General features: G+C 73.1%; 25 protein-coding genes. 14 read left to right on the top strand and 11 right to left on the bottom strand.

Going from position 1 to position 26103, the window contains the following annotated elements; all coding sequences use genetic code 11:
- Positions 1–25: 25 nt before the first annotated feature.
- A complete protein-coding gene (locus ACFIF2_RS20550; protein WP_395574632.1) occupies positions 26–688 on the bottom strand; it encodes a hypothetical protein in 663 nt (220 codons plus the stop codon).
- 221 nt (positions 689–909) lie between these two features.
- On the opposite strand from ACFIF2_RS20550, the gene ACFIF2_RS20545 reads away from it, so the two are divergent.
- From ACFIF2_RS20545 to hutH, 3 genes are all read left to right on the top strand, one after another.
- Positions 910–1710 carry an enoyl-CoA hydratase/isomerase family protein gene (locus ACFIF2_RS20545; protein WP_395574631.1) on the top strand — a complete coding sequence of 267 codons (801 nt, stop codon included), beginning with the start codon at positions 910–912 and terminating at the stop codon, positions 1708–1710.
- Between the two features lie 143 nt (positions 1711–1853).
- The gene (locus ACFIF2_RS20540) at positions 1854–3008 is read left to right on the top strand and encodes a diguanylate cyclase domain-containing protein (protein WP_395574630.1); all 1155 of its coding nucleotides are present in this window, start codon (positions 1854–1856) and stop codon (positions 3006–3008) included.
- A gap of 99 nt (positions 3009–3107) precedes the next feature.
- Positions 3108–4646, top strand: coding sequence for a histidine ammonia-lyase (gene hutH / locus ACFIF2_RS20535; protein ID WP_395574651.1), 1539 nt, complete (start codon positions 3108–3110; stop codon positions 4644–4646).
- Between the two features lie 118 nt (positions 4647–4764).
- On the opposite strand, the gene ACFIF2_RS20530 is transcribed toward hutH, so the two are convergent.
- A complete protein-coding gene (locus tag ACFIF2_RS20530) occupies positions 4765–5082 on the bottom strand; it encodes a hypothetical protein (protein WP_395574629.1) in 318 nt (105 codons plus the stop codon).
- 109 nt (positions 5083–5191) lie between these two features.
- Here ACFIF2_RS20530 and ACFIF2_RS20525 point away from each other — a divergent pair, with 109 nt between their 5' ends.
- The 3 genes from ACFIF2_RS20525 to ACFIF2_RS20515 all read left to right on the top strand — a co-directional run bounded on the left by ACFIF2_RS20525 (position 5192) and on the right by ACFIF2_RS20515 (position 10753).
- On the top strand, positions 5192–5545 hold the full coding sequence (locus ACFIF2_RS20525; RefSeq protein WP_395574628.1) for a hypothetical protein: 354 nt from the start codon (positions 5192–5194) through the stop codon (positions 5543–5545).
- Between the two features lie 224 nt (positions 5546–5769).
- Positions 5770–7017 carry an Ig-like domain-containing protein gene (locus ACFIF2_RS20520; protein ID WP_395574627.1) on the top strand — a complete coding sequence of 416 codons (1248 nt, stop codon included), beginning with the start codon at positions 5770–5772 and terminating at the stop codon, positions 7015–7017.
- Positions 7018–7354: 337 nt separating this feature from the next.
- Positions 7355–10753 (top strand): S8 family peptidase, encoded by a 3399-nt coding sequence (locus ACFIF2_RS20515; protein ID WP_395574626.1) that lies wholly within the window; start codon positions 7355–7357, stop codon positions 10751–10753.
- Positions 10754–10821: 68 nt separating this feature from the next.
- Here ACFIF2_RS20515 and ACFIF2_RS20510 read toward each other — a convergent pair whose 3' ends face one another.
- On the bottom strand, positions 10822–11697 hold the full coding sequence (locus tag ACFIF2_RS20510; protein WP_395574625.1) for a helix-turn-helix domain-containing protein: 876 nt from the start codon (positions 11695–11697) through the stop codon (positions 10822–10824).
- 171 nt (positions 11698–11868) lie between these two features.
- Between ACFIF2_RS20510 and ACFIF2_RS20505 the strand changes: the two genes are divergently transcribed.
- Positions 11869–12909: an NAD(P)-dependent alcohol dehydrogenase gene (locus ACFIF2_RS20505; protein WP_395574624.1), complete on the top strand. Its 1041-nt coding sequence runs from the start codon at positions 11869–11871 to the stop codon at positions 12907–12909.
- 135 nt (positions 12910–13044) lie between these two features.
- The gene (locus tag ACFIF2_RS20500; RefSeq protein WP_395574623.1) at positions 13045–13638 is read left to right on the top strand and encodes a TetR/AcrR family transcriptional regulator; all 594 of its coding nucleotides are present in this window, start codon (positions 13045–13047) and stop codon (positions 13636–13638) included.
- Positions 13639–13699: 61 nt separating this feature from the next.
- Here ACFIF2_RS20500 and ACFIF2_RS20495 read toward each other — a convergent pair whose 3' ends face one another.
- Entirely contained in the window at positions 13700–14293 is a 594-nt protein-coding gene (locus ACFIF2_RS20495) for a DUF4291 domain-containing protein (RefSeq protein ID WP_395574622.1), read from the bottom strand.
- Positions 14294–14488: 195 nt separating this feature from the next.
- On the opposite strand from ACFIF2_RS20495, the gene ACFIF2_RS20490 reads away from it, so the two are divergent.
- Positions 14489–15598 (top strand): ABC transporter substrate-binding protein, encoded by a 1110-nt coding sequence (locus ACFIF2_RS20490; protein WP_395574621.1) that lies wholly within the window; start codon positions 14489–14491, stop codon positions 15596–15598.
- Positions 15599–15623: 25 nt separating this feature from the next.
- On the opposite strand, the gene ACFIF2_RS20485 is transcribed toward ACFIF2_RS20490, so the two are convergent.
- Positions 15624–16631, bottom strand: a complete 1008-nt coding sequence (locus tag ACFIF2_RS20485) for a MerR family transcriptional regulator (protein ID WP_395574620.1) — start codon at positions 16629–16631, stop codon at positions 15624–15626.
- 3 nt (positions 16632–16634) lie between these two features.
- Entirely contained in the window at positions 16635–17303 is a 669-nt protein-coding gene (locus ACFIF2_RS20480) for a HEAT repeat domain-containing protein (protein WP_395574619.1), read from the bottom strand.
- 176 nt (positions 17304–17479) lie between these two features.
- Between ACFIF2_RS20480 and msrA the strand changes: the two genes are divergently transcribed.
- Entirely contained in the window at positions 17480–17992 is a 513-nt protein-coding gene (gene msrA, locus ACFIF2_RS20475; protein ID WP_395574618.1) for a peptide-methionine (S)-S-oxide reductase MsrA, read from the top strand.
- A gap of 89 nt (positions 17993–18081) precedes the next feature.
- On the opposite strand, the gene ACFIF2_RS20470 is transcribed toward msrA, so the two are convergent.
- Positions 18082–19200, bottom strand: coding sequence for a hypothetical protein (locus ACFIF2_RS20470; RefSeq protein WP_395574617.1), 1119 nt, complete (start codon positions 19198–19200; stop codon positions 18082–18084).
- 97 nt (positions 19201–19297) lie between these two features.
- Here ACFIF2_RS20470 and ACFIF2_RS20465 point away from each other — a divergent pair, with 97 nt between their 5' ends.
- Positions 19298–20452, top strand: a complete 1155-nt coding sequence (locus tag ACFIF2_RS20465; protein WP_395574616.1) for a cystathionine gamma-synthase — start codon at positions 19298–19300, stop codon at positions 20450–20452.
- 19 nt (positions 20453–20471) lie between these two features.
- On the opposite strand, the gene ACFIF2_RS20460 is transcribed toward ACFIF2_RS20465, so the two are convergent.
- The 3 genes from ACFIF2_RS20460 to ACFIF2_RS20450 all read right to left on the bottom strand — a co-directional run bounded on the left by ACFIF2_RS20460 (position 20472) and on the right by ACFIF2_RS20450 (position 21978).
- Complete coding sequence (locus tag ACFIF2_RS20460; protein WP_395574615.1) at positions 20472–20729, bottom strand: hypothetical protein; 258 nt, start codon at positions 20727–20729, stop codon at positions 20472–20474.
- A 64-nt stretch (positions 20730–20793) separates the two neighbouring features.
- Positions 20794–21318 carry a sigma factor-like helix-turn-helix DNA-binding protein gene (locus ACFIF2_RS20455; RefSeq protein WP_395574614.1) on the bottom strand — a complete coding sequence of 175 codons (525 nt, stop codon included), beginning with the start codon at positions 21316–21318 and terminating at the stop codon, positions 20794–20796.
- A gap of 162 nt (positions 21319–21480) precedes the next feature.
- Positions 21481–21978, bottom strand: a complete 498-nt coding sequence (locus ACFIF2_RS20450) for a MarR family winged helix-turn-helix transcriptional regulator (RefSeq protein ID WP_395574613.1) — start codon at positions 21976–21978, stop codon at positions 21481–21483.
- Between the two features lie 168 nt (positions 21979–22146).
- On the opposite strand from ACFIF2_RS20450, the gene ilvA reads away from it, so the two are divergent.
- The 3 genes from ilvA to ACFIF2_RS20435 all read left to right on the top strand — a co-directional run bounded on the left by ilvA (position 22147) and on the right by ACFIF2_RS20435 (position 25390).
- Positions 22147–23376 (top strand): threonine ammonia-lyase, encoded by a 1230-nt coding sequence (gene ilvA / locus ACFIF2_RS20445; protein WP_395574612.1) that lies wholly within the window; start codon positions 22147–22149, stop codon positions 23374–23376.
- Positions 23377–23528: 152 nt separating this feature from the next.
- Positions 23529–24536, top strand: a complete 1008-nt coding sequence (locus tag ACFIF2_RS20440) for an ATP-binding cassette domain-containing protein (protein WP_395574611.1) — start codon at positions 23529–23531, stop codon at positions 24534–24536.
- Complete coding sequence (locus ACFIF2_RS20435) at positions 24533–25390, top strand: ABC transporter permease (protein ID WP_395574610.1); 858 nt, start codon at positions 24533–24535, stop codon at positions 25388–25390. The genes ACFIF2_RS20440 and ACFIF2_RS20435 overlap by 4 nt, the downstream gene beginning before the upstream one ends.
- 79 nt (positions 25391–25469) lie before the next feature.
- Here the strand turns inward: ACFIF2_RS20435 and greA are convergent, their stop codons facing one another.
- Positions 25470–25967, bottom strand: a complete 498-nt coding sequence (gene greA, locus ACFIF2_RS20430; protein ID WP_395574609.1) for a transcription elongation factor GreA — start codon at positions 25965–25967, stop codon at positions 25470–25472.
- Positions 25968–26103: the final 136 nt, after the last annotated feature.

The following is a 26103-nucleotide window of genomic DNA, read 5'->3' as shown; positions in this document are numbered from 1 at the left end:
GGCAGGCCGGGGGAGGCGTCGCCGGTCAGCCGTCGCCGGCCGACAACAGGTCGACGCACAGGCCGACGACCGGCACGCACAGGCCCGGGAGGCCGGGCTCGGGGCCGGGTGTCGCGGGCGGTGTGCCGCGGTCGGGCGGCGGGGCCGGGGTGGGACGGGGCGCGGGGGCGCCGGGCTCCGGTGGCCGCGAGGACGGCGGGGACTGGGGTGACTCGGGCGACAGGGGTGGCCGGGACGGTCGCGGGGCCTCGGCGGGCGGAGCCGGTCGGCCCGGGCCCACGTCCGGCGCGTCCGGCACCGTCGTACCGGAGGGGAAGGCCGTCCGGGGAGTGCTCGCGGACGGGCCCGGTACCAGGCGGGTGCCCGGGGTGCCGCTCAGGCCGCCCATGACGGAGGTCGCCGTCGGGCCCGGCCCCGGCCGGCCGGGGGTGCTCGCGCCGGGCGGTGTCCTCGGCCGGCCCGTCGCGCCGCTCCGGTCCCCGCCCGTCTCCACGCGGGGCGCGGACCCGGCGCCGAGCCCGTCCGCGCCGCCGCCGGGTCCGGACGCCAGGCGTACGACGCTCAGGGCGCCGGCCGCCAGCGCGAGTCCGCCGGCGGCGAGCAGCGCCTTGCGGGGACGGGGACGGCGGTGCCGCCCGCGGTGGCCCCACGGGTGCTGTGGTCCCGTCGGTGTGCCGGTCGTCGTCATGGTGGTCCCTCCCCGGTGCGCACGCACCCCCCTGCGCGTGGCGGAGCGACGCTACGCGCAGGCGCCCGCCCGGACACGGCGGTCCGCCGAATGTCACCCGAACGGGTAAGCGGCACGGCGGGGCGCGGCGGACGCGCCCGGCCTTTTCCCGCGTGGGCCCGCCTGCGATGATCGGTCCGTCGAGTTGTTAACCCGCGTTAACGCGTCAACCGGAGGGTGCCATGAGCGAGGAGCGGTTCGGAGAGTTCGTCCTGGTGCGGCGGCACGGGGACGGGCATGTCGCGGAGCTCGCGCTCGACCGGCCGAAGGCCATGAACGCCGTGTCGACCGCGATGGCCCGGTCCGTCGCCGCGGCCTGCGCGGCGCTGGGCGAGGACCGGGACGTACGGGTGGTGGTGCTGACCTCGACCCACGAGCGGGCGTTCTGTGTCGGGGCCGACCTGAAGGAGCGCAACTCCTTCTCCGACGCCGACCTGCTGCGGCAGCGTCCGGTGACCCGGGGCGCGTACACGGCGGTGCTGGAGCTGCCGGTGCCCACGATCGCGGCCGTGCACGGGTTCGCGCTGGGCGGCGGCTTCGAGCTGGCGCTGTCGTGCGACGTGATCGTGGCCGACCCCACGGCGGTGGTGGGCCTGCCCGAGGTGTCGGTCGGGGTGATCCCGGGCGGCGGCGGTACGCAGTTGCTGCCGCGCCGGGTGGGGGCGGCGCGCGCCGCGGAGCTGGTGTTCACGGCGCGGCGGGTGGAGGCCGAGGAGGCGCGCGAGCTGGGGCTCGTGGACCAGCTCGTGGCGCGGGGGCGGGACCGGGAGGAGGCGCTGGACCTCGCCTCCAGGATGGCCGCGAACTCGCCCGTGGGGCTGCGGGCGGCCAAGCGGGCGCTGCGCCTCGGGCACGGGCTGGACCTGCGGGCCGGGCTGGAGGTCGAGGACGCGGCGTGGCGGTCGGTGGCGTTCTCGGGGGACCGCGCGGAGGGCGTGGCGGCGTTCAACGAGAAGCGGGCGCCGAGGTGGCCGGGGGAGTGAGGCCGCGGTCCGGTCGGTGACGGACCGGGGCCGCGGAGCCCCTGGGCCCGGGAGCCGGATGCCGGATGCCCGCGCCGCGCAAACGGCCCAACCGCCGGAGCCCTGACGTCCACTTTCTCCGTATATCTCCCTAGCCTGGAGTGATGGGTGAGGACAGGCGGCTCACGGCCGTCGTGGCGTTGGCGCAGGGCATGGCCGCCGCGCACAGCTCGCGTGAGGCGTGGCGGGCGGCGGCCGTCGGTGCCTGCCTGGCGCTGGACGGCAGCTTCGCCGCACTGTCGGTGTGGGAACGGGAGCTGGGCCGCCTGAGGGTCCTGGTGAACGTCGGCGAGCGGGCCGACGGCGAGGAGGAGTTCCCGGAGGACGAGTCCTACCCGGTGCACCAGTTCGCGGAGATCACCGAGTTCCTGCACGAGCGCTGGGCGGGCGGCGGGGAGCCCGACGCCTGGGTCGAGACGGCCGAGGGTCCCGCCGCCGGGCGCCCGGGGTACGTGCACCAGCGCGTCGCCGCCCTGCGCCGCCGGGGACGCGGGTGCTGCGTGGTCGCGCCGATCGTGCTGCACGGCCGCGCCTGGGGGGAGCTGTACGTGGCCCGTCCGGTCGGGGACCGGGTGTTCGCGCGCGCCGACGCGGACTTCGCCACCGTACTGGCCTCGGTCGTCGCCGCCGGGATCGCGCAGACCGAGCGGCTGGAGGAGGCCCGGCGCCTGGCGTTCACGGACGCGCTCACCGGGCTGGCCAACCGCCGCGCCGTCGACTCCGCCCTGGACGAGGCCGTCGAACGGCACCGCGAGGAGGGCGTCGTCGTCAGCCTCGTGGTGTGCGATCTGAACGGCCTCAAGCGGGTGAACGACACGCACGGGCACGCCGTCGGCGACCGGCTGCTGGAACGTTTCGGGTCGGTGCTGTCGCTGTGCGGGGCGATGCTGCCGGGCGCGCTCGCGGCACGGCTCGGCGGGGACGAGTTCTGCCTGCTCGCGGTCGGGCCGTCCGCCGACGCGGTGGTCAAGGCCGCCCAGGAGCTGTGCCGCCGGGCGGCCGAATTGGAGCTGGGTGACGGCGTGGCCTGCGGGGTGGCGTCCACGGAGGACCCCGTCGGGCCGGTGCGCTCCGCCCGCCGGCTGTTCCGGCTCGCCGACGCGGCGCAGTACCGCGCCAAGGCCGAACGGTCGGCGCTGCCGGTCGTCGCCGGCCGCGAGGGGCCCGACGACCCCGTCCTGCGGCTCGCGGACGAGCCCTCGCGGGAGGAGGACGGGGAGCGCAGGCGGTTCCGCGGGCGGCACTCGCCGGAGCCGTGACGGACGCGGCGCGTCGGTAAGGGGCGCACGCGGCACCCAGTAGTGACGTATCCCCTCGTGACATCATCGAATTCACTGCGTACGCTCCTGAATATGGATATGCACACTGTGGTGGTGGGGACGTCCGGGGTCACCGCGTCCGACGTCCTCGCCGTGGCGCGCGCCGGCGCCCGGATCGAGCTTTCCGAGGAGGCGGTGGCGGCCCTCGCCGCGGCCCGCGAGGTCGTGGACGCGCTGGCCGCCAAGCCGGACCCCGTGTACGGCGTGAGCACCGGCTTCGGCGCCCTGGCGACCCGGCACATCAGCCCCGACCTGCGGGCCCGGCTGCAGCGCAACATCGTCCGCTCGCACGCCGCCGGGATGGGGCCGCGCGTCGAGCGCGAGGTGGTCCGCGCGCTGATGTTCCTGCGGCTGAAGACCGTTTGCTCCGGGCGCACCGGCGTCCGCCCCGAGGTCGCGCGGACCATGGCCGACGTGCTCAACGCCGGGATCACCCCGGTCGTGCACGAGTACGGCTCCCTGGGCTGCTCCGGCGACCTCGCCCCCCTCTCGCACTGTGCGCTCACCCTGATGGGCGAGGGCGACGCCGAAGGCCCCGACGGCACCGTGCGGCCGGCCGGCGAGCTGCTCGCCGAGCACGGGATCGCCCCCGTCGAGCTGCGCGAGAAGGAGGGCCTCGCCCTGCTCAACGGCACCGACGGCATGCTCGGCATGCTGGTCATGGCCCTCGCCGACCTCGACACCCTCTACAAGTCCGCCGACATCACCGCCGCGCTGACCATGGAGGCGCTGCTCGGCACCGACAAGGTCCTCGCCCCCGAGCTGCACGCCATCCGCCCGCACCCCGGGCAGGCAGCCAGCGCCGCCAACATGCTCGCCGTGCTCAAGGGCTCGGGCCTGACCGGGCACCACCAGGACGACGCGCCCCGCGTCCAGGACGCCTACTCGGTGCGCTGCGCGCCGCAGGTCGCCGGCGCCGGGCGGGACACGATGGCCCACGCGGCGCTGGTCGCCGAGCGCGAGCTGGCGTCGGCCGTGGACAACCCGGTCGTCCTGCCCGACGGACGGGTGGAGTCCAACGGCAACTTCCACGGCGCCCCGGTCGCCTACGTGCTCGACTTCCTCGCCGTGGCCGCCGCCGACCTCGGCTCCATCGCCGAGCGGCGCACCGACCGGCTGCTGGACAAGAACCGCAGTCACGGCCTGCCGCCGTTCCTCGCCGACGACGCGGGCGTCGACTCCGGCCTGATGATCGCCCAATACACACAGGCCGCCCTGGTCAGCGAGCTGAAGCGGCTCGCCGTACCGGCCTCCGCGGACTCCATCCCGTCCTCCGCGATGCAGGAGGACCACGTGTCCATGGGCTGGTCGGCGGCGCGGAAGCTGCGCACGGCCGTCGACAACCTCACCCGCGTGATCGCCGTCGAGCTGTACGCCGCCACGCGCGCGATCCAGCTCCGCGAGGGGCTCACCCCGGCCCCGGCCTCGCGGGCCGTCATCGACGCCGTACGGGCGGCCGGTGTCCAGGGTCCCGGACCGGACCGCTACCTGGCCCCCGACCTGGCCGCGGCGGACGCGTTCGTGCGTGGCGGGCACCTGGTCGCGGCCGCTCAGACGGTCACGGGGCCGCTGCGCTAGCGACGCCGCGCGCCGAGGGGCTCCGCCGGGACGGCGGGGCCCCTTCGCGCGGTCGGCGAAGGGGCGGACGCCCTTGTGCCCCTCCGGGTCAAGGAAGCCAAAAGAACGTCAAGTTCTCTTAAAACTCCAGCCGTTCCCGGCGCACCGAGTATCCGACGAAGCCGGCCCCGAGCCCGAGGCAGAGGGCGCCGCCGACGACGTACGGCGTGCTGTCGAAGCTGCCCGTGTCGGCCAGGCGGGCCGTGCCCTCACCGGCGGCCCCCGTGTCCGTGGACACGGCTCTGGCCTGCTCGGTGACCTGCGGAGACGGGGTCGCCGCCGCGGATTCGAGCACCGGTGTCCCGGAGGTCGCGTTCGCGGACGGGACGAACCACAGGGCGCACAGCAGGCCGCCCGCGGCGGCGGCGGTCAGCAACGGTCGGCGAGCGGATGACACGGAATATCGATCCCCTTGTGGCGCTGGCGAATTGGCCGTGTGGGCAGATGTTAGTGAAAGTCGCGGGTCACAGGAAAGTCACGGGAGCCGTCGGCCTTACGCTCCGGACATGAGCACTCCAGAGACATCACGGTTTGTACGGATTCGCGTCGATCTCGTTCTGGAGGTCGACGACGAGGAGGCCGTCACCGGGGCCGCGCTGCAGTCCATCGCCGACGACACCGACCTCTCCGACGCGGAACGGGCCCACGCCGAGAGCGCTGTGACGGAGGACACCGCCGAGGCCCTGGCCTACCTCGTCGATCCGTTCGACCTGGTCAGCGCGGTACCGGGGGTCGAGCTCCAGCAGGCCTCCTGGAGCAGCGAACAGATCGACTACGACCCCGATTCGACCGAGTGGGACCTCGACGAGGATGATGGCGGCGAGAGCGACCCGGAAGACGATGAAATGACGGTCGGCTGACGCGGTGTGGGGAAATTCGTGACCCCGGGCGGCAACCACCGTCCGGGGTTTCGTCGTCTCAGCCTGCGCACTGACCGACCCGCGCACCATTCCCGCCTGAGCGGGCAAACGTGGCATGACCCACATACGTGAGCGATGTGGAACGGGACGAACCGGTCGTAGCGTTGAAGGTCTTGACGGGGAATCTCGGGGTTCGGGAATCGGCGACGATGGAGAAGCGTGTGATGACGGACGGTAAGCGGCGCAAGGGCCTGGCGGCCGCGTCCGCACTGCTCGGCGGTGTGCTGGTGCTGACGGCATGTTCCAGTAGCGACGCCGACACCTCCGGGGGAGGGGACACCAGGACCTCACAGGCCGAGGCCGACAAGGCGGCGGCCCAGGAGTCCTCCGAGGCCCAGATCAAGATCACGCCCGAGGACGGCTCGGACAACGCCTCCATCAACAACGCGGCCGGCGTCACCGTGAGCAAGGGCACGCTCACGCAGGTGAAGATGACCGCCACCGACGGCACCGAGGTCAGCGGCCAGATATCCGCCGACAAGACGAGCTGGAAGCCCACCGGGCAGCTGGAGCGGGCCACCACCTACAAGCTGACGGCGACCGCGCAGGACTCCGAGGGCCGCGCCGCCCACGAGAACGCGTCGTTCACCACGGTCTCCCCGAAGAACAGCTTCATCGGCACCTTCACCCCGGACGACGGGACCACCGTCGGCGTCGGCATGCCCGTGTCGATCAACTTCGACAAGGAGATCACCGACAAGGCCGCCGTCCAGAAGGGCATCACGGTCAACACGAGCAGCGGCCAGGAGGTCGCCTGCCACTGGTTCAGCACCCAGCGCATGGACTGCCGCCCCCAGGAGTACTGGCAGGAGGGCTCGACCGTGACCCTCAAGCTGGCGCTCGACGGGGTCGAGGGCGCCCAGGGCGTCTACGGCGTCCAGCAGAAGTCGGTCACCTTCAAGATCGGCCGCAACCAGGTCTCGTACGTCGACGCGAAGACCAAGCAGATGAAGGTCACGCAGGACGGCAAGACGGTCAAGACCATCCCGATCTCCGCCGGCTCCCCCGAGAACAAGACCTACGAGGGCCAGATGGTCATCTCCGAGAAGTTCAAGGAGACCCGGATGGACGGCTCGACGGTCGGCTTCACCGACGACGACGGCAAGGGCGAGTACGACATCAAGGACGTGCCGCACGCCATGCGGCTGAGCACGTCCGGGACCTTCATCCACGGCAACTACTGGGGCAAGGGCATCTTCGGCAAGGCCAACACCAGCCACGGCTGCGTGGGCCTGGAGGACGCCAAGGGCGCCGACGACCCGAACACGCCGGGCTCCTGGTTCTACGACAACTCGATCATCGGTGACGTGGTCGTCGTCCAGAACACCGGCGACAAGACCATCGCCCCGGACAACGGCCTCAACGGCTGGAACATGGACTGGGCCCAGTGGAAGGCGGGTTCGGCCGTCTGACGCCGAACGCACCGCGGTCCACCGCGATCTGACCCAGGCGCCCGCCACCCCGCATCCGGGGCGGCGGGCGTCCGGCGTTCCCCCGGACGCCCGTCGTGGTGACGCCCCGTCAACCCGGCGATCACGTAACGGTGTTCACGCGGGCGCGTAACGCCGGACGGCGATCACGTAACGGTTGGCAGGCGGTTTCCCGACCGTCCGCCGTCTCCGCCCTCCCGGTCTTGAGCGGCCGTTCGCCCCCTCGGCATACTCCGGACTCCGGGGGAGCACGCGCGTGCGAGACCACCCCCGGCCGGGTGAACGGGGAATTCTCCCGGTACCTCAGCAAGGGGGAACGTTGCGCAGACAAGTGAGAAGAGCCGGCGCGGCCACGGTCGCCACGGCGGCGGCCGTGGCGCTCACGGCGGGCCTGACCGGCCCGGCCGCGGCGGACGGGGGACGGACGGCGGCCTCGGCGGCAGGCGAGGGAGCCGTGGCCGGCGCCGCGCGGTCCGCCGACGCCGGCGCCGCGCGGTCCGCCGCCGAGCGGTCCGCCTCCGGCAAGGCCAGGCACCGCGTCACGCTGATCACCGGCGACCGGGTGGTCGTCGACGCCAAGGGCCGCGTCGTCGGCCTGGAGCGGGCCGGGGGACGTGAGCACATACCCGTGCAGGTCCGCAGGGCCGGCGGGCACACCTTCGTCGTCCCGGCCGACGCCGCCCGCCTGGTCGCCACCGGCAAGCTGGACAAGCGCCTCTTCGACGTCACCGAGCTGAGCGGGGCCGCCACCCGCAAGGCCCAGAAGAACGGCCTCAAGGTCATCGTCGGCTACCGGGGCGGCGCCCGGGCCACCAAGGCCGACGTCCGCGACGCGGGCACCCTGCGCCGCACGCTGACCTCCCTGAACGCCGACGCCGTCCAGGCCCGCCACGAGGACACGCCCGAGCTGTGGGACGCGGTCACCGACGGCGAGAAGACCGCCTCCGGCATCGCGCACGTCTGGCTCGACGGCGTCCGCCGGGCCAGCCTCGACCGGTCCGTCCCGCAGATCGGCGCCCCCAAGGCGTGGGCCGCCGGCTACGACGGCAAGGGCGTCAGGATCGCCGTCCTGGACACCGGCGTCGACACCACCCACCCCGACCTGAAGAACCAGGTCGTCGCGTCCAAGAACTTCTCCGTCTCACCCGACGCCACCGACAAGTACGGCCACGGCACCCATGTCGCCTCCATCGCCGCCGGCACCGGCGCGAAGGCCGGCGCCAAGTACAAGGGCGTGGCCCCCGGCGCCGAGCTGCTCAACGGCAAGGTGCTCAGCGACGACGGCTTCGGCGACGACTCCGGCATCCTGGCCGGCATGGAGTGGGCGGCCGCGCAGGGCGCCGACATCGTCAACCTCAGCCTCGGCGGCGGCGACACCCCGGAGATCGACCCGCTGGAAGCGCAGGTCAACAAGCTCTCCGAGGAGAAGGGCATCCTCTTCGCCATCGCCGCCGGCAACGAGGGCGAGTTCGGCGACCGCACCGTCGGCTCCCCGGGCAGCGCCGCCGCCGCCCTCACCGTCGGCGCGGTCGACGGCAAGGACAAGCTCGCCTCCTTCTCCAGCACCGGCCCCGGCCTCGACGGCGCGATCAAGCCCGACGTGACCGCACCCGGCGTCGACATCACCGCCGCCTCCGCCAAGGGCGGCGTCATCGCCCAGGAGGTCGGCGAGAAGCCCGCCGGGTACGTCACCATCTCCGGTACGTCCATGGCGACCCCGCACGTCGCCGGCGCCGCGGCCCTCCTCAAGCAGCAGCACCCCGAGTGGACGTACGCCGAGCTGAAGGGCGCGCTGACGGGGTCGGCGAAGGGCGGCGCGTACACGCCCTTCCAGCAGGGCGCGGGCCGCGTCCAGGCGGACAGGGCGATCGGCCAGAGCGTGTTCGCCGAGCCGGTGTCCGTCTCCTTCGGCACCCAGCAGTGGCCGCACACCGACGACAAGCCGGTCACCCGGCAGCTCACCTACCGCAACGCCGGCACCGAGGACGTCACGCTGAAGCTGACGTCCACCGCCACCGGCCCCCAGGGCAAGGCGGCCCCCGCCGGCTTCTTCACGCTGGGCGCCGGCTCGGTCACCGTCCCCGCGGGCGGCAGGGCCTTTGTCGACCTCACCGTGAACACCAAGCTCGGCGGCACGGCCGACGGCGCCTACTCGGCGTACGTCACCGCGACCGGCGGCGGGCAGAGCGTCCGTACGGCCGCCGCCGTCGAGCGCGAGGTGGAGTCGTACGACGTCACGCTGAAGGCCATCGGCCGCGACGGCAGGCCGAGCGCCGCCTACGAGGCCGACCTGACCGGTGTCTCCGGCCTCGCCGCGGACACCTGGTTCATGCCGTACGACGCCGACGGCACCGTCACCGTCCGCGTGCCCAAGGGCGGTTACGTCCTCAACTCCTCGATCCGCGTGAGCGCGGACCCGGAGAAGTGGAAGGGCGCCGACTGGATCGCCCAGCCGAAGCTGGAGGTCAGGAAGAACACGACCGTCACCCTGGACGCGCGCACCACGAAGCCGGTGGACATCACCGTGCCGGACAAGGGCGCCAAGTGGGAGTTCGCCTCCGCGGACTTCACCGTGGAGACCGAGGACGGCGCCTACGGCTTCGGCTGGCTGCTGGACTCCTACGCGGGCCTGCGCACCAGGCACCTCGGCCCGCAGGTCACCGACGGCTCGCTCAGCCAGCAGTGGGACGGCCACTGGACCAAGGGCGCCAAGGAGCAGTACGACACCGTCTCCGGCGGCAAGGTCAAGCAGCTCGCCACCGGCTACACCCGGCACTTCAAGAAGGGCGAGCTGGCCACCCTCAAGGCCGGTCTCGGCGCCTCCGCGAGCGGCAAGAAGGGCGCCGTCTCCGCGGTCGGCTGGCTGCCCGGCGGCTTCGGCGGCTCCTCCATCGGCATCGAGCAGTCCCTGCCCGGCACCCGCACCCTGCACCTGTCCACCGGGAACGGCGTGACGTGGGACCTCGAGTTCGAGCAGTACGGCGGCCGGGACGCCGACGGCTTCCCCGTCGTCGAGGCCGGCTACGTCCTCGACGCCCCGCAGCGCTACAAGGCGGGCAAGAGCTACTCGGCGACCTTCAACACCGCCGTCTTCGGGCCGCGCCTCACCGGCGACTTCGGCCTGCACCGCGACGGCGACACCATCACCGGCGTGGTCCCGCTCTTCGCCGACGGCAAGGGCCACGCGGGTTCCTCGGTCTTCACCTCGGTCGCCACCACGCTCTACCGCAACGGCACCAAGGTCGGCTCGCACAAGGACCCGCTGTTCGGCGAGGGCGAGTTCAAGGTCCCCTCGGGTGACGCCCGGTACCGGCTGACGACGTCGGTCAAGCGGTCCGCCAAGGTCGCAGCGGCCTCCAGCCGCGTCGACGCCAGCTGGACGTTCCGCTCCAAGAAGACCGCCGACCCCACCGAGCTGCCCGCGTCCGGCGTCCGCTTCGCCGTGGCCACCGGCCTGGACAGCAAGGTCCCGGCCGGCCGGAAGGTCACCGTCCCGGTCACCGTCGAGGGCGCGGCGGCCGGCCGCAACCTCAAGTCGCTGACGGTGCAGGTGTCGTACGACCACGGCAAGACCTGGAAGAAGGTCACGGTGAAGAAGGGGAAGATCAGCGTCAAGAACCCGGCGAAGGGGAAGTCCCTCTCCTTCCGCGCCACGATCGTCGACACGAAGAAGAACGAGTCGGTGATCTCGATCTACGACGCGTACCACGGCAAGTAGGCCGGCGGCACGCGAACGGCCCGGCCGGAGCCCTCGGCTCCGGCCGGGTCACGTCGGCTCCGGCCGGGTCACGACGGCAGCGAGGGCGCCGCGTCCGTCCCCCAGCTCGCCAGCAGCCGCAGGGCCTCGGCCGACGGCGAGCCCGGCTCGGCGTGGTACGTGATGAACGCCTGCTCGTCGTCGTCGACCAGGCGGAACGTCTCGAAGCACAGGGTCAGGTCACCGACCAGCGGGTGCCGCATCCGCTTGACGCCGTAGGTCTTCTCCTTGACGTCGTGGGTCGCCCACAGGCGCCGGAACTCCTCGCTCTTCACGGACAGCTCGCCGACCAGCGCGGACAGCCGGGGGTCGTCCGGGTGCCGGCCCGCGTCCATGCGCAGGAAACTGACCATGTCGTGGGCCTTCTGCTCCCAGTCCGTGAACAGCTCCCGGTAGTCCGGGTTCAGGAACACCAGCCGCGCCCAGTTGCGCTCCGGGGCCGGGAGCCTGCCCCAGTCGCCGAAGAGGGCCGCCGCCATCCGGTTCCAGGCGAGGATCTCCGACCGCCGGCCGGTCACGTACGCCGGGACCGTGTCGATCGACTCCAGCAGCTGGAGCAGCGCCACCCGCACCGGCCGCTGCGCCCGGGCCGCCGCCGCCCGCCCGCGCCGCTGCTGCGGCTTCGCCAGGTGCGTCAGGTGCGCCTGCTCGGCGTCGGACAGCCTCAGCGCGCGGGCGATCGCGTCGAGGACCTCCACCGAGACGTTCCGCCCGTTGCCCTGCTCCAGGCGCGTGTAGTACGCCACGGACACCCCGGCCAGCTGCGCCAGCTCCTCGCGCCGCAGCCCCGGCACCCGGCGCTGCCGCCCGTACGACGGAAGCCCCACGTCCTGCGGCTTCAGCCTGGCCCGCCGGGTGCGCAGGAACTCGCTCAGTTCGGCACGCCGGTCCAGCTGTCCATCCATGTCCTCCAGTATCGCCGGACGTATTCCCGGTCGTACGCACCCGAGCCTGTCCCCGCCAGTGGTACGCACGCCGGTCGTAGGCACAAGCGTGGTCTGGGTGGACGGGCGGTGTCGCGGCAGGCTGGAGGCATCCCACGCAAGAGCAGTCACGAGGAACCCGGAGAACCCGGCATGACCACTGTCGCCGCATACGCCGCACCCGCCGCCAAGGCTCCGCTGGAGCGGACCACGATCGAGCGGCGCGAGGTGCGCGAGCACGACGTCCTGATCGACATCAAGTTCGCCGGCATCTGCCACTCCGACATCCACCAGGTCCAGGAAGGCTGGGGCGAGGCCATCTTCCCGATGGTCCCCGGCCACGAGATCGCCGGCATCGTCTCCGAGGTCGGCCCCGGCGTCACCAAGTACGCCGTCGGCGACCGGGTCGGCGTCGGCTGCATGGTCGACTCCTGCCGCGAGTGCGAGAACTGCCGGGCCGGGCAGGAGCAGTACTGCACCGGCGGCAACGTGATGACGTACAACGGCATCGGCAAGGACGGGGAGCCCACCTACGGCGGCTACTCCGAGAAGATCGTCGTCGACGAGAACTTCGTCGTCGGCATCCCCGAGGGCATCGCCCTGGACGAGGCCGCGCCCCTGCTGTGCGCCGGCGTCACCACGTACTCCCCGCTCAAGCACTGGAACGCCGGTCCCGGCAAGAAGGTCGCCGTCGTCGGCATGGGCGGCCTCGGCCACATGGCCGTCAAGCTGGCGCACGCCCTGGGCGCCGAGGTGACCGTGCTGTCGCAGTCCCTGCGCAAGAAGGACGACGGCCTCAAGCTGGGCGCCGACCACTACTACGCCACCAGCGACCCGGCCACCTTCGAGCAGCTGGCGGGCACCTTCGACCTGATCGTCTCGACGGTCTCGGCCCCGCTCGACTTCGGCGCCTACCTGGGCCTGCTGAAGACGGACGGCGCCCTGGTGAACGTCGGCGCCCCCGAGGAGCCCGTCTCCCTCAACCTGTTCACGCTGCTCGGCGGCCGCAAGACCCTCGCCGGGTCCATGATCGGCGGTATCCGCGAGACGCAGGAGATGCTGGACTTCTGCGCCGAGCACGGCATCGGCGCCGAGATCGAGCTGATCGCCGCGTCCGAGGTCAACACGGCGTACGAGCGGGTGCTGGCGAGCGACGTGCGGTACCGCTTCGTGATCGACACGGCGACGATCTGACGCCGGCCGGCGGGCACGGCCGGTTGGTGACGGGGTCCGCGCTCTGGCATCATGGGCGGCAAACGGAACGGCGTCCCGTTTGATCGTACGGGGCGGTGTTCCGCTCAGCGGTCCCGGCAGCGGAGGAACGACGTGGTGAACGACGGCGGCGACGAGCCCACCGGGTCGCGGCCCCGCCCCCGGCGGGCGGACGCCCGGCGCAACCAGCAGACCCTGCTGGACGCCGCCGCCGCCGTCTTCGTCACGTCCGGCGTGGACGCGCCCGTACGCGACATCGCGGCCCGGGCCGGCGTCGGCACGGCGACGATCTACCGCCACTTCCCGACGCGGGCGGACCTCATCATCGGCGTCTACCGGCACCAGGTGGAGGCCTGCGCCGAGGCCGGGCCCGCCCTGCTGGAGAGCGGCCCGACCCCGCACGCCGCCCTGGGGAAGTGGATCGACCTCTTCGTCGACTTCCTGGTCACCAAGCACGGACTCGCCGCCGTCCTCCAGTCCGACGACGCCGCGTTCGAGGCGCTGCACACCTACTTCCTCGACCGTCTCGTCCCCGTCTGCGGCCGGCTCCTCGACGCCGCGGTCGCCTCGGGCGAGATCCGGACCGACCTGTCGCCCTACGCCCTCATGCGCGGCGTCGGCAACCTCTGCATCGGCGCGGAGAGCGACCCCCGCTACGACGCGCGCCACCTGGTCGGCCTCCTCGTCGCGGGCCTGCGCCGGCCGGCGTGACCACGAACCGGCCTGACCACGGCCTGACCACGATCGGTCCGATCACGAGCGGCCGGTTCCGTCAGGGCCGAAGGTGGGCCGTCAGCTCGTCACCGCCCGGATACGGAAGCTCCCTCGGCAGCAGACGCGCCGCCGCCTCCAGCTCGCCGTCGCGTACGCGCGCGCGGACCTCCCGGGCGAGGGGTGTCACGTCACGGATGGCGACCGTCCACTCGTCGGCGTACCGCCGTGCGGCCTCGCCGGTCAGGCCGAGCTGCAGCGAGCGGTGCGGCAGGGGCCGGAGCCGCAGGTCCCGCTCGGGGTCCCACTGGACCCGGGCGGGCGCGTGCTTCAACCGACGCTGCCAGCCGGCCCGGTCGGCGTGGACCGAGGGGACGTAGTGCGACAGGCACGCGTGGCGCAGCGCCCACTCGAAACCGTCCCGGCTGATCTCGACGGCCAGCACGGTCTCCTGGCCCGCCTTCGTGGCCCAGCCGCAGCGGTACATCATCCAGAGGAAGGACGGCTTGATCCACGTCATCCTGTCCCGCTTCCACGTGGCCGGGAAGCGCCCCTCGCGGACGGCGGGAAGGCCGATCTCCGGGGAGTACGCCTGGTAGACGGTGACCTTGGACGCGGTGTGGGCCGCCCGGATCTCGCGTTGCGGTTCTGCCATGACGTACAGCGTGGAGGCGGCGCCTCCCGGCGGCCAGCGAATTTCCGGGGGCCGCGCCCCGGTGGGGCGCCGCGGTGACCGGCCGTAATTCCCCTGTGGGAGGGCGGCCCACCGGCTACCCTCGGCGCCACCGATGATCGCTGCGGGATCCGGCCCGCCCGCGACCGCTCCGCCTCACTCGGGAGACGCCCACGCATGGACACGCCACCCTCGCCGCCCGGTGCCGGACGGACCGACGACGTCCGGATCGGGGCGCTCGTGCCGCTCGGCCGGCCCGGCTGGACCGAGGCCGGCCGGCATCTGCTCGCCGGGCTCGAACTGGCCGTCGGTGAGGCCAACGACGCCGGCGGGATCGACGGAAGGCCGATCGAGCTGGTGGTCCGGGACACCGCGGCCTCTCCCGAGCGGGCCGCGGCGGCCGTCGACGAGCTGGCCGGGCTGGGCGTGGCCGCCCTGGTGGGGGAGTACCACAGCGTCGTCGCGCGTGCCGCCGCCGCCCGGGCCGACGCGCTCGGGCTGCCGTTCCTCTGCTCGTCGGCGGTGCTCGACGCGCTCACCGAGCAGCCCACACGGTGGGTCGCGCGCATCGCCCCGGCCCAGTCCCACGGCTGGCGGATCTACGGGGACTTCCTCCTCGGCGCGGGTCACCGGCGTGTCGCCGTCGCCGCCGAGCCGAGCGCGTACTGGGCGTCCGGGACCCGCGTCCTGCGGGACCACCTCACCGCGCGCGGCGGCGACGTCGTCGTCGAACTGGACATGCGCGCGCTCGCTCCCGAGGCCGTCGGGGACGCCCTGCTCGAACACGGTGCGACGGCGCTCCTGCTCCTGGTCGGCACCCCGGAGCCGGCGGTGCCGATCGTCCGGGCCGTGCGGCGCGACGTGCGCCTCGCCGACGTGCTGATCGGCGCTCCGGCCGGACAGCCGGAGTTCCCCGGCTGGGCGGCGTCGCTGGGCGGCGACGGCGCCGCGATCCCCTTCCTGCGCTACCTGCCCGGGCGGCTCACCCCGCTCGGCGCGCGGGTCGAGGCGGTCCTGCGCGAGCGGCTGGCCGCGCCTCCCTCGTTCGTCGCCCTGGAGGGGTACGACGCGGTCGCGGTCCTCGCCGAGGTGCTGCGCGCGCACGGCGTGGACCGTGCGGGTATCGCCGAGGCCTGGCCGCGTGTGGCGGTCGAGGGCACCCGGGGGAGGATCCGGTTCTCCCGCGCGCCGGGCATCGGCGTGTGGCAGTGGGTCTGGGCGCCGGTCCAGGTCGCCGACCGGGATCCGGCCGCGCCCGATCGCTTCCGGGTCCTCCACGTGGGCTGAGCGGGTCACCCCGGCTGATCCGCCGTCACTCGCCGCGCAGCCGCAGGAGGTACGTCGCTGTCACCGCGACGGCGCGTTCCCCGTCGTGGGACAGCTCCCGCAGGGCGTCCGACGCCGTGGTCCCCGGGATGTCCGCCAGCGCCTGGGTGAGCCGGACGCGTGCGGGGGGCCCGGTGGCGGCGTGGGCGAGGCGCTCGACGAGCCCGGCCGCGATCCGGTCCGCCGTGGCGGTGTCGCTCGCCAGCACGCCCAGCGCGTCGGCCGCGTCGGTGTCGTTCCGGCCCTCCGCGATCATGTCGATGAGTGTCGGGACCGCTTCGGCCACCCCCTGCGTCCCGAGCGCCAGCGCCGCCCGGCCCCGGACCACCGGGTCGGGATGCGCCAGGGCGTCCCGCAGCCGGGCCCCCGCCCCGTCACCGGGCATCGCGGCGAGGGTCCGCACGGCGCGTTCCCGCACCGCGGCCACCGGTGAGGCGAGGCCGCGCGCCAGCAGTGCCGTGCCCGTGCCGCCGTCGCCCGCTCGGGCCAGCGCCCAGCGGAGGGCTCCGGCGACGTGCGGGTCCGTCTCGCTCAGTACGGCCTCGACCAGGGCCTCCACCGGCACCGGGACCTCGTCCACCGAGGAGAGGGCGGCGCGCTGGCGGGCGGTGGCGCTCTTGGACGCCAGCGCGTGGAGGACCGAGACGACCTGGAGGACGTCCTCCCAGTCGGCGGGTTCCGCCGCACCGATCCGGCGGAGCCGGGTGAGCAGCTCGGTCTCGGCCGCGATGCGTTCCCGCGTCTGACGGATGAGGTCGTCGACGAGCGCCGAGGGCGCGAAACCGGGATCGTCGAGCGCGCGCCCGATCTCGCGCAGCGAGAGCCCCAGCGTCCGCAGGCTCTCGATGTGGAAGATCCGCCGGATGTCCTCGCCGGAGTACTCCCGGTAGCCCGAGCCCGTACGGCTCGAGGGCCGTATCAGGCCGAGCGACTCGTAGTGCCGGAGCATGCGGGCACTGACCCCGGACCGTCGCGCCACCTCACCGATCAGCACGCCCTATGGTCCCTCGGGTCCCGACCCGCCGAGGGCCACGACGCGCTTCGCCTCCTCGATCGCGGACTCGAAACCGGCGTCCGGGTCGCTCAGCAGGCGTTGCGTGGCGAGCGCGTGCGCGCGCACGCGCGGGTCACGGGCCTTCGTCGCGGCCCGCAGCGCCGGTACGACGACCTCCCCGAGCGCGACCAGCGCCCGGCTGAGACTCAGCCGCGTCTCCCGGTCACCGCGCCCGAGCTGCGTCACCAGCACCGCCGCCAGCCCGGACTCCTCGCCCGGAGGCACGAGGACGACCGCGGCCCGCCAGGCGCTGTGCGCCACCTCGTCGTCGGCGTCGGACAGCAGCGCCCGGGTGATCGCCGGCCACGCCCGCCGGTCCCCGATCTTGGACAGCGTGTGCAGTGCCTGGCTGCGGGCCTGCGCACGTTCCGAACGGACCTCCCCGAGCAGCGCCGGGAGCGTCAGCGACACCGGGTGGCGGGTGAGCGCCCAGGTCAGCATGTCGCGGACGAAGAACTCGGGCTCGATCGCGCACCGCTCGACGAGCTTGCCGACCAGGCGGGAGTCCGGCGCCGTGCCGGCCGCCAGAGCGGCCCGCAGACGCACGGACGAACGGCCGTCCTCCAGGGCCTCGAGCGCCCGCGGCGCGTCCGTGTCGTGTCTCGTGGTCATCGCAACCACCTCCTGGACGGCAGTGAAGCCCTTGCCACTGTGTCAAGGTCAATCCGGGTCACGGAATCGCCGGGATCCCTCACGTGTTGAACAGCGCGAGGGCCCGGAGGTCCGGCGTGTTCGCCGAGCCGGCCGGTGGCCCGAGTGACCTGGCTGAGAGAAATTGGAGGGCCGTGATGGCCGCGCAGACGCAGAGGGCCGTGCTGGCGGGCGGATGCTTCTGGGGGATGGAGGAGTTGATCCGCCGGCTCCCGGGCGTGACCGCGACCCGGGTCGGCTACACCGGGGGCGACGTGCCGAACGCGACGTACCGCGACCACGGCACGCACGCGGAGGCCATCGAGATCCTCTTCGACCCCGAGCAGACCGACTACCGCGCGCTCCTGGAGTTCTTCTTCCAGATCCACGACCCGAGCACCAAGAACCGCCAGGGCAACGACATCGGCCTCAGCTACCGCTCCGCGATCTACTACGTGGACGACGAGCAGAAGCGGATCGCCGAGGACACGATCGCGGACGTGGACGCCTCCGGGCTGTGGCCGGGCAAGGTCGTCACCGAGGTGGAGCCGGTCGGCCCCTTCTGGGAGGCCGAGCCCGAGCACCAGGACTACCTGCAGCGCTACCCCGACGGCTACACCTGCCACTTCCCGCGCCCGGGATGGCGGCTGCCCGCCCGCACCGAGGGCTGACCGTACGGCGACGGCCCGGCCGCGAGGCGGCCGGGCCGTCCGTGCGAGCCGGCGTCCGTGCGAGCCGGCGTCGGTGCGAAGGGGGCCGCTCAGTGCGGCAGCGTCGCCGGGCTGCCGCCGTTCGCCTCGTAGCCCGCCACCGCCAGGGCCCGGTAGACCGCGAACTCGGCCGCCGGGTCGGTCGAGAGGGTCCACGGCAGGGCGCCCACGTGGCCGTCGATGACTATCAGCTGGTTCATGGCCTCCGCCCAGCGTTCGCCGCGGACCAGGAAGAAGACCAGGAGATGGCGCACGTGCGCCTGCGTCGGGTCGTCGGGGCGGGCGGAGTGGACCGCGTGCAGGGCGCCGTGGACCGCCTTGGTGACGACCTCGCTCTGGTAGAAACCGCTGACCAGGTTGACCTCGGGCAGGTGCTCGAAGACCGCGAAGAGCGGCATCGCCGCGAGCAGTGAGCCCTGCGGGGCGCGGGCCGCAGCGGCCTCCGCGAAGGAGTACGCCAGCTCCCGCGAGCCGTGCCACTTCTCGCACCAGTAGTGCAGGGCCGCCAGATGCGCCCCCATGTGGTTCGGGGCGCGGTCCAGGATCTTCAGCCAGAGCTGCTCGAACTCCTCGCGCCGGTAACCGAGGCCGCGGGCCACCGACAGCTCGACGATGTACGGGATCGGGTCGCCCGGAGCCAGCAGCGCCGCCTCCGAGCAGGCCGCCTTCGCCTCCTCCATGATGATCCGGAACTCGTCCGTCCCCGGCGTCGCCGTCCGCCACGCCTGCTGGACCAGGAACTCGGCGTGCACCGCCGCCCCGCCCGCGTCCTTCGGCGCCTCGGCCCGCCACACCCGCAGCCACTGCCCGCCCGGCGCCTCACCGACGCCGCCGGGCCGCTGCCGCAGCTCCAGCGACGCGGCGCCCGCGAAGGCCTGCACGCGCTGCCAGCGACGCTCGTCCCGCGCGTCCGTGCCCGCGAGGAGCTGTTGCGCCCCCCGGTAGTCCTGCGTGCGCTGCACCAGGTCCAGGACGTCGAGCAGGTCCTGGTCGGGACCGGGCATCCGGACGTCCAGCTCCTCCTCGCGGGCGAAGCCGTAGTTCGCGGGGTCCGCCGCGTCCGGGTGGCCGGGGTGTACGAGGCCGACCGCGCTCCGCCGGCGCCGCAGAACGGGGGCCAGCACGACGGCCAGCATGGCCAGTGCCATCAGGACCCAGAGAATCTCCATGTCTCAAGCGAACCAGACGGCGCCGACGATTGGCCAACCAGTGCCGCGTTCCTGTGGAAAACGCGCGGAGCCGCCCGCGCCGCTACCCTCGGTGCCCATGAGCGACAGGCACATCAGTCAGCACTTCGAGACGCTCGCGATCCACGCGGGCAACACCGCCGATCCGCAGACCGGCGCGGTCGTCCCGCCGATCTACCAGGTGTCGACGTACAAGCAGGACGGCGTCGGCGGACTGCGGGGCGGCTACGAGTACAGCCGCAGCGCCAATCCGACCCGCACGGCCCTGGAGGAGAACCTCGCCGCCCTGGAGGGCGGCCGTCGCGGCCTCGCCTTCGCGTCCGGACTGGCGGCCGAGGACTGCCTGTTGCGTACGCTGCTGCGCCCCGGCGACCACGTGGTGATCCCCAACGACGCGTACGGCGGCACCTTCCGGCTCTTCGCCAAGGTCGCCGCCCGGTGGGGCGTGGAGTGGTCCGTGGCCGACTCGGGCGACCCGGCCGCCGTGCGCGCGGCGCTCACGCCGAAGACCAAGGCCGTATGGGTGGAGACGCCGTCCAACCCGCTGCTCGGCATCACCGACATCGCCGCCGTCGCCCAGGTCGCCCGGGACGCCGGCGCCCGGCTCGTCGTCGACAACACCTTCGCCACGCCGTACCTCCAGCAGCCGCTGGCGCTGGGCGCGGACGTCGTCGTGCACTCCCTGACCAAGTACATGGGCGGCCACTCCGACGTCGTCGGCGGCGCGCTGATCGTGGGCGACCAGGAACTGGGCGAGGAGCTGGCGTTCCACCAGAACGCGATGGGCGCCATCGCCGGGCCCTTCGACTCCTGGCTGGTGCTGCGCGGCACCAAGACCCTCGCGGTGCGCATGGACCGGCACAGCGAGAACGCGACCAGGGTCGCCGAGATGCTCACCCGGCACGCGCGCGTGACGAGCGTGCTGTACCCGGGGCTGCCCGAGCACCCCGGGCACGAGGTCGCCGCCAAGCAGATGAAGGCGTTCGGCGGCATGGTGTCCTTCCGCGTCGAGGGCGGCGAGGAGGCGGCGGTCGAGGTCTGCGACCGCGCGAAGGTGTTCACGCTCGGCGAGTCCCTGGGCGGCGTCGAGTCGCTGATCGAGCACCCGGGCCGCATGACGCACGCCTCCGCCGCGGGCTCGGCCCTGGAGGTCCCCGCCGACCTGGTGCGTCTGTCGGTCGGCATCGAGAACGTCGACGACCTGCTCGCCGACCTCCAGCAGGCCCTCGGCTAGTCCGACGCGTACGCCGGGCTCACCAGCCCTCCCAGCCCGTCACGGGTGGGGTCGTCTCCGACGGCGGCTCCACCCATGGCTGGACGGTCAGCGCCCACACGGTGAACGCCACGACCGCGGCGCACAGCACCAGCCACATCAGCCGGCGCACGGCGGTCCTGCGCCGCAGCAGGCGGCCACCGCGCCGCACGGCGTCCGCGTACAGCCCGGGCGGCACCCGGGGCGGCGACTGCTCCATGATCCGCCGCGCGGCGGCCTCCCGCTGGGGGCGGTTCACGGCCGCCTCCCGGGGCTCCACGCGCGCGTGCCCGCCGTCCCCTCCAGGACCGCCGCGCCCGCCGTCATGGCGTCGCCGCCTTCGGCGCGTTCGGCGCCTTGGCCTCCGTCACCGGGCGGGCCGGTTGTGCGGGCGGGTGCAGCAGGGTGGCCGTCGCCCGGTCGCAGATCGTCCGCACGCGCTCGACGGGCAGCCCCAGCAGAGCCGCCGCCTGTTCCTCGCCGACGCCCTCGTAGAGCCGGAGCACCAGGATCAGCCGCTCCTGCGGGGCGAGCCCGCCCAGCGGGCCGGACGGGCGCCGGCGGGTCCGGCCGAGTCCGCCGCCGTACCGGTGCCAGGCCTCGCGGGCGAAACGGGTGGCCAGGTACTGGCGGGCCCGGTCGTACGGGTCCTCGCCGTGCAGCCGGTCCCAGTACGCGTACGTGTGGGCCAGGGACAGGCCCAGCAGCCGCCGCGCGCGCGGGTTGTCGTCCGGGGGTTCGGCCGTGAGCAGGGTCGCGGCGTGCAGCAGCCGGCCCGCCGCGCCCGCGACGAACGCCTCGAATTCCCGTGCCCGGCGGGCACTGTGGGACGCATGCCGTTCCCGCACCGCGCCTCCCGCCCAGGGACCGACGGCCCCTGAGTCTCGTACGGCGATCCCCTGAGGTCTCATATCAGGCCAGGGGCGGCCCGCCGGTCAAGACTCCGGTGCGATCCGGCAGGAAACCCCGGTGACGGCGACGCGGCGCAGCGGGGAGCCGTCGAAGGCGCCTCAGGAGGCCGGCGACTCCTGGCCCGCCGCACCCGAGGGGGCCATACGGGCGGACAGGGCGCCGTTGAAGCGCGTGAGGAGCGTGCAGAACGCCTCGCGCTCCTCCGGTGCCCAGTCGTGGGTCAGCTCGGCCATGAGCCGGCGCCGCGACGACCGGACCTCCTCCAGCCGCGACACGCCGCGCGGGGACAGCTGGAGCACCACCGCGCGGCCGTCCTCGGGGTGCGAGGTGCGCTTGACGAGCCCGGTGTCGACGAGCGGGGCCACCTGGCGGGTGACCGTCGAGGAGTCGATGCCCATGCTCGCGGCGAGCGCCTTGACGCCCATCGGGCCCTCTTTGTCGAGGCGGTTGAGCAGCAGGTAGGCGGCGCGGTCCATGGAGTTGCGCACCTGCCCGACACCGCCGAGCCGGGTCTGTTCGGCACGACGGGCGAAGAGCGCCACCTCGTGCTGGAGCGTCTCGAGAAGACCGGTGTCACCGGCGGTCGTCATGTCCATCGACATTTCAGGTGTTGTGGGCATGGCCGGGGGCTCACTTCGTGGAGGGCTGCTAATTGGGGGACAGGGTACGCGGCCGGGCAGCGAGGCGTACCGGCGCTGCGCAAAGCGGGTCTCGGACGTTGGTCACAACGGCGTCCGGCGCCCGTGAACTGCGATGCTGGAGGTATGAGCTACAGCACGGCCGCCCTCGCCCGCCCCGTCACCCTCGACGATGTGCGCGGGGCCCAGAAGATGCTCTCGGGTGTGGCGCGGGTGACGGCGATGGAGGGCAGCAGGCACCTGTCCCAGCTGGTCGGCGCGCCGGTGCACTTCAAGTGCGAGAACCTCCAGCGGACGGGTTCGTTCAAGCTGCGCGGCGCCTACGTCCGTATCGCCGGGCTGCTGCCCGAGCAGCGGGCCGCCGGAGTGGTCGCGGCGAGCGCGGGCAACCACGCGCAGGGCGTGGCGCTGGCGTCGTCGCTGCTCGGGGTGCGTGCGACGGTGTTCATGCCGAAGGGCGCCCCGCTCCCGAAGATCAGCGCGACCCGGGAGTACGGCGCCGAGGTGCGGCTGCACGGACAGGTGGTCGACGAGACGCTGGCCGCCGCGCAGGAGTACGCGGAGCGGACGGGCGCGGTGTTCATCCACCCCTTCGACCACCCGGACGTCATCGCGGGCCAGGGCACGGTGGGGCTGGAGATCCTGGAGCAGTGCCCCGAGGTGCGGACCGTCGTGGTCGGCATCGGCGGGGGCGGGCTGGTGGCCGGGATCGCGGTCGCGGTGAAGGCACTGCGGCCGGACGTGCGGATCGTGGGTGTGCAGGCCGAGGGCGCGGCGGCCTATCCGCCCTCGCTGGCGGCGGGGCGCCCGGTGGCCGTCGAGAACCCGGCGACGATGGCCGACGGCATCAAGGTGGGACGGCCCGGTGACGTGCCGTTCGGGATCGTCGGCGAGCTGGTGGACGAGGTCCGCACGGTCTCCGAGGACGCGTTGTCCACCGCGCTGCTGCTGTGCCTGGAACGGGCGAAGCTGGTCGTGGAGCCGGCCGGGGCGAGTCCGGTCGCGGCGCTGCTGAGCGACCCGGGCGCCTTCGAGGGACCGGTGGTGGCGGTGCTGTCGGGCGGCAACGTGGATCCGGTGCTGATGCAGGGCGTGCTGCGGCACGGCATGGCCGCGCAGGGCCGCTACCTGGCCGTTCGCCTGCGTCTGACGGACCGGCCGGGCGCGCTGGCCACGCTGCTGGGGGTGCTGTCGGTGGTGGACGCGAACGTGTTGGACGTGAGCCACGTACGGACCGACCCGCGGCTCGGGCTCACGGAGGCGGAGGTCGAGCTGCACCTGGAGACGAAGGGCCCGGAGCACTGTGCCGAGGTCGGCAGGGCGCTGCGGGAGGCGGGGTACCCCGTCATCGGCTGACTGCGGGTTCACTCGTTCGAGGCAAGTACGGGACACGTCTCCCCGCCGGACGCGATACATCGCGTTATGGTGAATCGCGGCTCGCTCGCTGGGCGGAGCGAAACGTACAAACCTAGGCTTTTCGAAGTATCCCCGACGACGTGGAGACTCATATGCCAGGCGCCATCTACGCCGAAGGCCTGGTGAAGACCTTCGGCGACGTAAGGGCACTGGACGGCGTCGACCTCGACGTCCCCGAGGGCACGGTCCTCGGCCTGCTCGGGCCGAACGGCGCGGGCAAGACCACCGCCGTCCGCTGCCTCACCACCCTGCTGCGCCCGGACCGCGGTGAAGCGCTCGTCGCGGGCATCGACGTGCTCAAGCACCCCAACGACGTGCGGCGCTCCATCGGCCTCTCCGGCCAGTTCGCCGCGGTCGACGAGTACCTGACCGGCCGGGAGAACCTCCAGATGGTCGGCCGGCTCTACCAGATGAGGGCCAGGGCCGCGAAGGCCCGGGCCGGCGAGCTGCTCGACCAGTTCCACCTCGCGGACGCCGCCGACCGCCCGACGAAGACCTACTCGGGCGGCATGCGCCGTCGGCTCGACCTGGCGGCCGCCCTGGTCGTCTCCCCGCCCGTCATGTTCATGGACGAACCGACGACCGGCCTGGACCCGCGCAACCGGCAGGAGCTGTGGGAGGTCATCAAACAGCTCGTCGCCGGCGGCACCACCCTGCTGCTCACCACGCAGTACCTGGAGGAGGCCGACCACCTGGCCCACGACATCGCGGTCGTCGACCACGGGCGCGTCATCGCCCGCGGCACCTCCGACCAGCTCAAGGCCCGCACCGGCGGAGAGCGCGTCGAGGTCGTGGTCCACGACCGCGAGCGCATGGGGACGGCCGCCGAGGTGCTCGCCGGCTTCGGCAAGGGCGCGACCAGCGTCGAGGAGCACACCCGCAGACTCACCGTCCCCGTCACCGGCGGCGCCAAGCTGCTCGCCGAGGTCATCCGCGAACTCGACGTCCGCGGCATCGAGATCGACGACATCGGCCTGCGCCGCCCCACCCTCGACGACGTCTTCCTCTCCCTCACCGGCCACGTGGCCGAGACCGGGAGCGAGGCGGACGGCTCGGCCGGCGACGCCGGTCACCAGCAGGAGAAGGAGACCGCCACGTGAGCGCCACCACCGACACCGCGCCGGTCACGGCGCCCGTCCACCCCCTCGGGCAGTCCGTCCGGGACTCGCTGGTCATCGCCCGCAGAAACCTGATCCGGATGACGAGGATCCCGGAGATGGTCCTGTTCGGGGTCATCCAGCCGGTGATGTTCGTGGTCCTCTTCACCTACGTCTTCGGCGGCTCCATGAAGATCGGGAACACCACCGACGCGGACGTCTACAAGGACTTCCTGATGGCGGGCATCTTCGCGCAGACCGTCACGTTCGCCACCGCGGGATCGGCGGCCGGCATCGCCGACGACATGCAGAAGGGACTCGTCGACCGCTTCCGCTCCCTGCCGATGGCCCGGGGCGCGGTCCTGACCGGCCGCACCGTCGCCGACCTCGTCCAGACGGCCATCACCCTGCTCGTCCTCGCGATCGTCGCGCTGATCGTGGGCTGGCGCACCGGTTCCGCCGCACCCACCGACGCCGGGCGGATCCTGGCCGGCTTCGCCCTGCTGCTGCTCCTGGGATACGCGTTCACCTGGATCGGCGCGCTGATCGGCCTCTCCGTGCGTACGCCCGAGGCGGCGACCTCGGGAGGGATCATCTGGCTGTTCCCGGTGACGTTCGTCTCCAACGCCTTCGTGGACTCCAGCCAGATGACGCCCTGGCTGCGGCACATCGCCGAGTGGAACCCGTTCAGCGCCACCGTGCAGGCCTGCCGGGAGCTGTTCGGCAACCCGGGCGTCGTGCAGTCCGACGCCTGGCCCATGCAGCACCCCGTCTGGGCCTCGTTGATCTGGTCCGTCCTGATCATCGCGGTCTTCCGGACCCTGGCCGTGCGCAAGTACCGCTCGGCCGCGTCATGACAAAGCCCCCGGCGCCGAGAGGGCGCCGGGGGCCGGTCGGGAACGGACGGCCGGGCGCACCGGCCGGGGGCCTACCGGGTCAGCCGTTGTACGGCTCGGCCTTGAGGATCTTCACGGAGGCCGGCTTGCCGTTGGGCAGCTCGTACTGCGCGTCCTCGCCGACCTTGTGGCCGATGACGCCCGAGCCCAGCGGGGACTGCGGCGAGTAGGTCTCGATGTCCGAGCTCGCGTACTCGCGCGAGGCGAGCAGGAAGGTCAGCGTGTCGTCCTCGTCACCGTCGAAGGCGATCGTGACGACCATGCCGGGGGCGACCACGCCGTCCGCGGCCGGAGCCTCACCCACCTTGGCGCTCTCGAGCAGCTGGGTCAGCTGGCGCACGCGGAGCTCCTGCTTGCCCTGCTCCTCCTTCGCCGCGTGGTACCCGCCGTTCTCGCGCAGGTCCCCCTCCTCACGCGCCGCGGCGATCTTGGCAGAGATCTCGGTGCGCGCAGGACCAGTAAGGTATTCAAGCTCCTCCTTGAGCTTGTTGTACGCCTCCTGGGTCAGCCAGGTGACGTTCTCGCTGGTCTGGGTCACGGGTGCTCCTCGTTGGTACTGGGAATACAAATCAACGCCCTACCCAGAAGGATGTTCCTTCACGGAAGGGCGAAACCACGAGCCTAACAATTCAGTGGCCAAAGGGGGAGGACATAAGCCACCAGATTCCTGTCAC

The organism is Streptomyces sp. BK79, assembly GCF_044142145.1.
Classification (GTDB): Bacteria; Actinomycetota; Actinomycetes; order Streptomycetales; family Streptomycetaceae; genus Streptomyces.
Note: the sequence above shows the minus strand (reverse complement) of the source record. Positions and strands in the feature narration are given on the sequence as shown.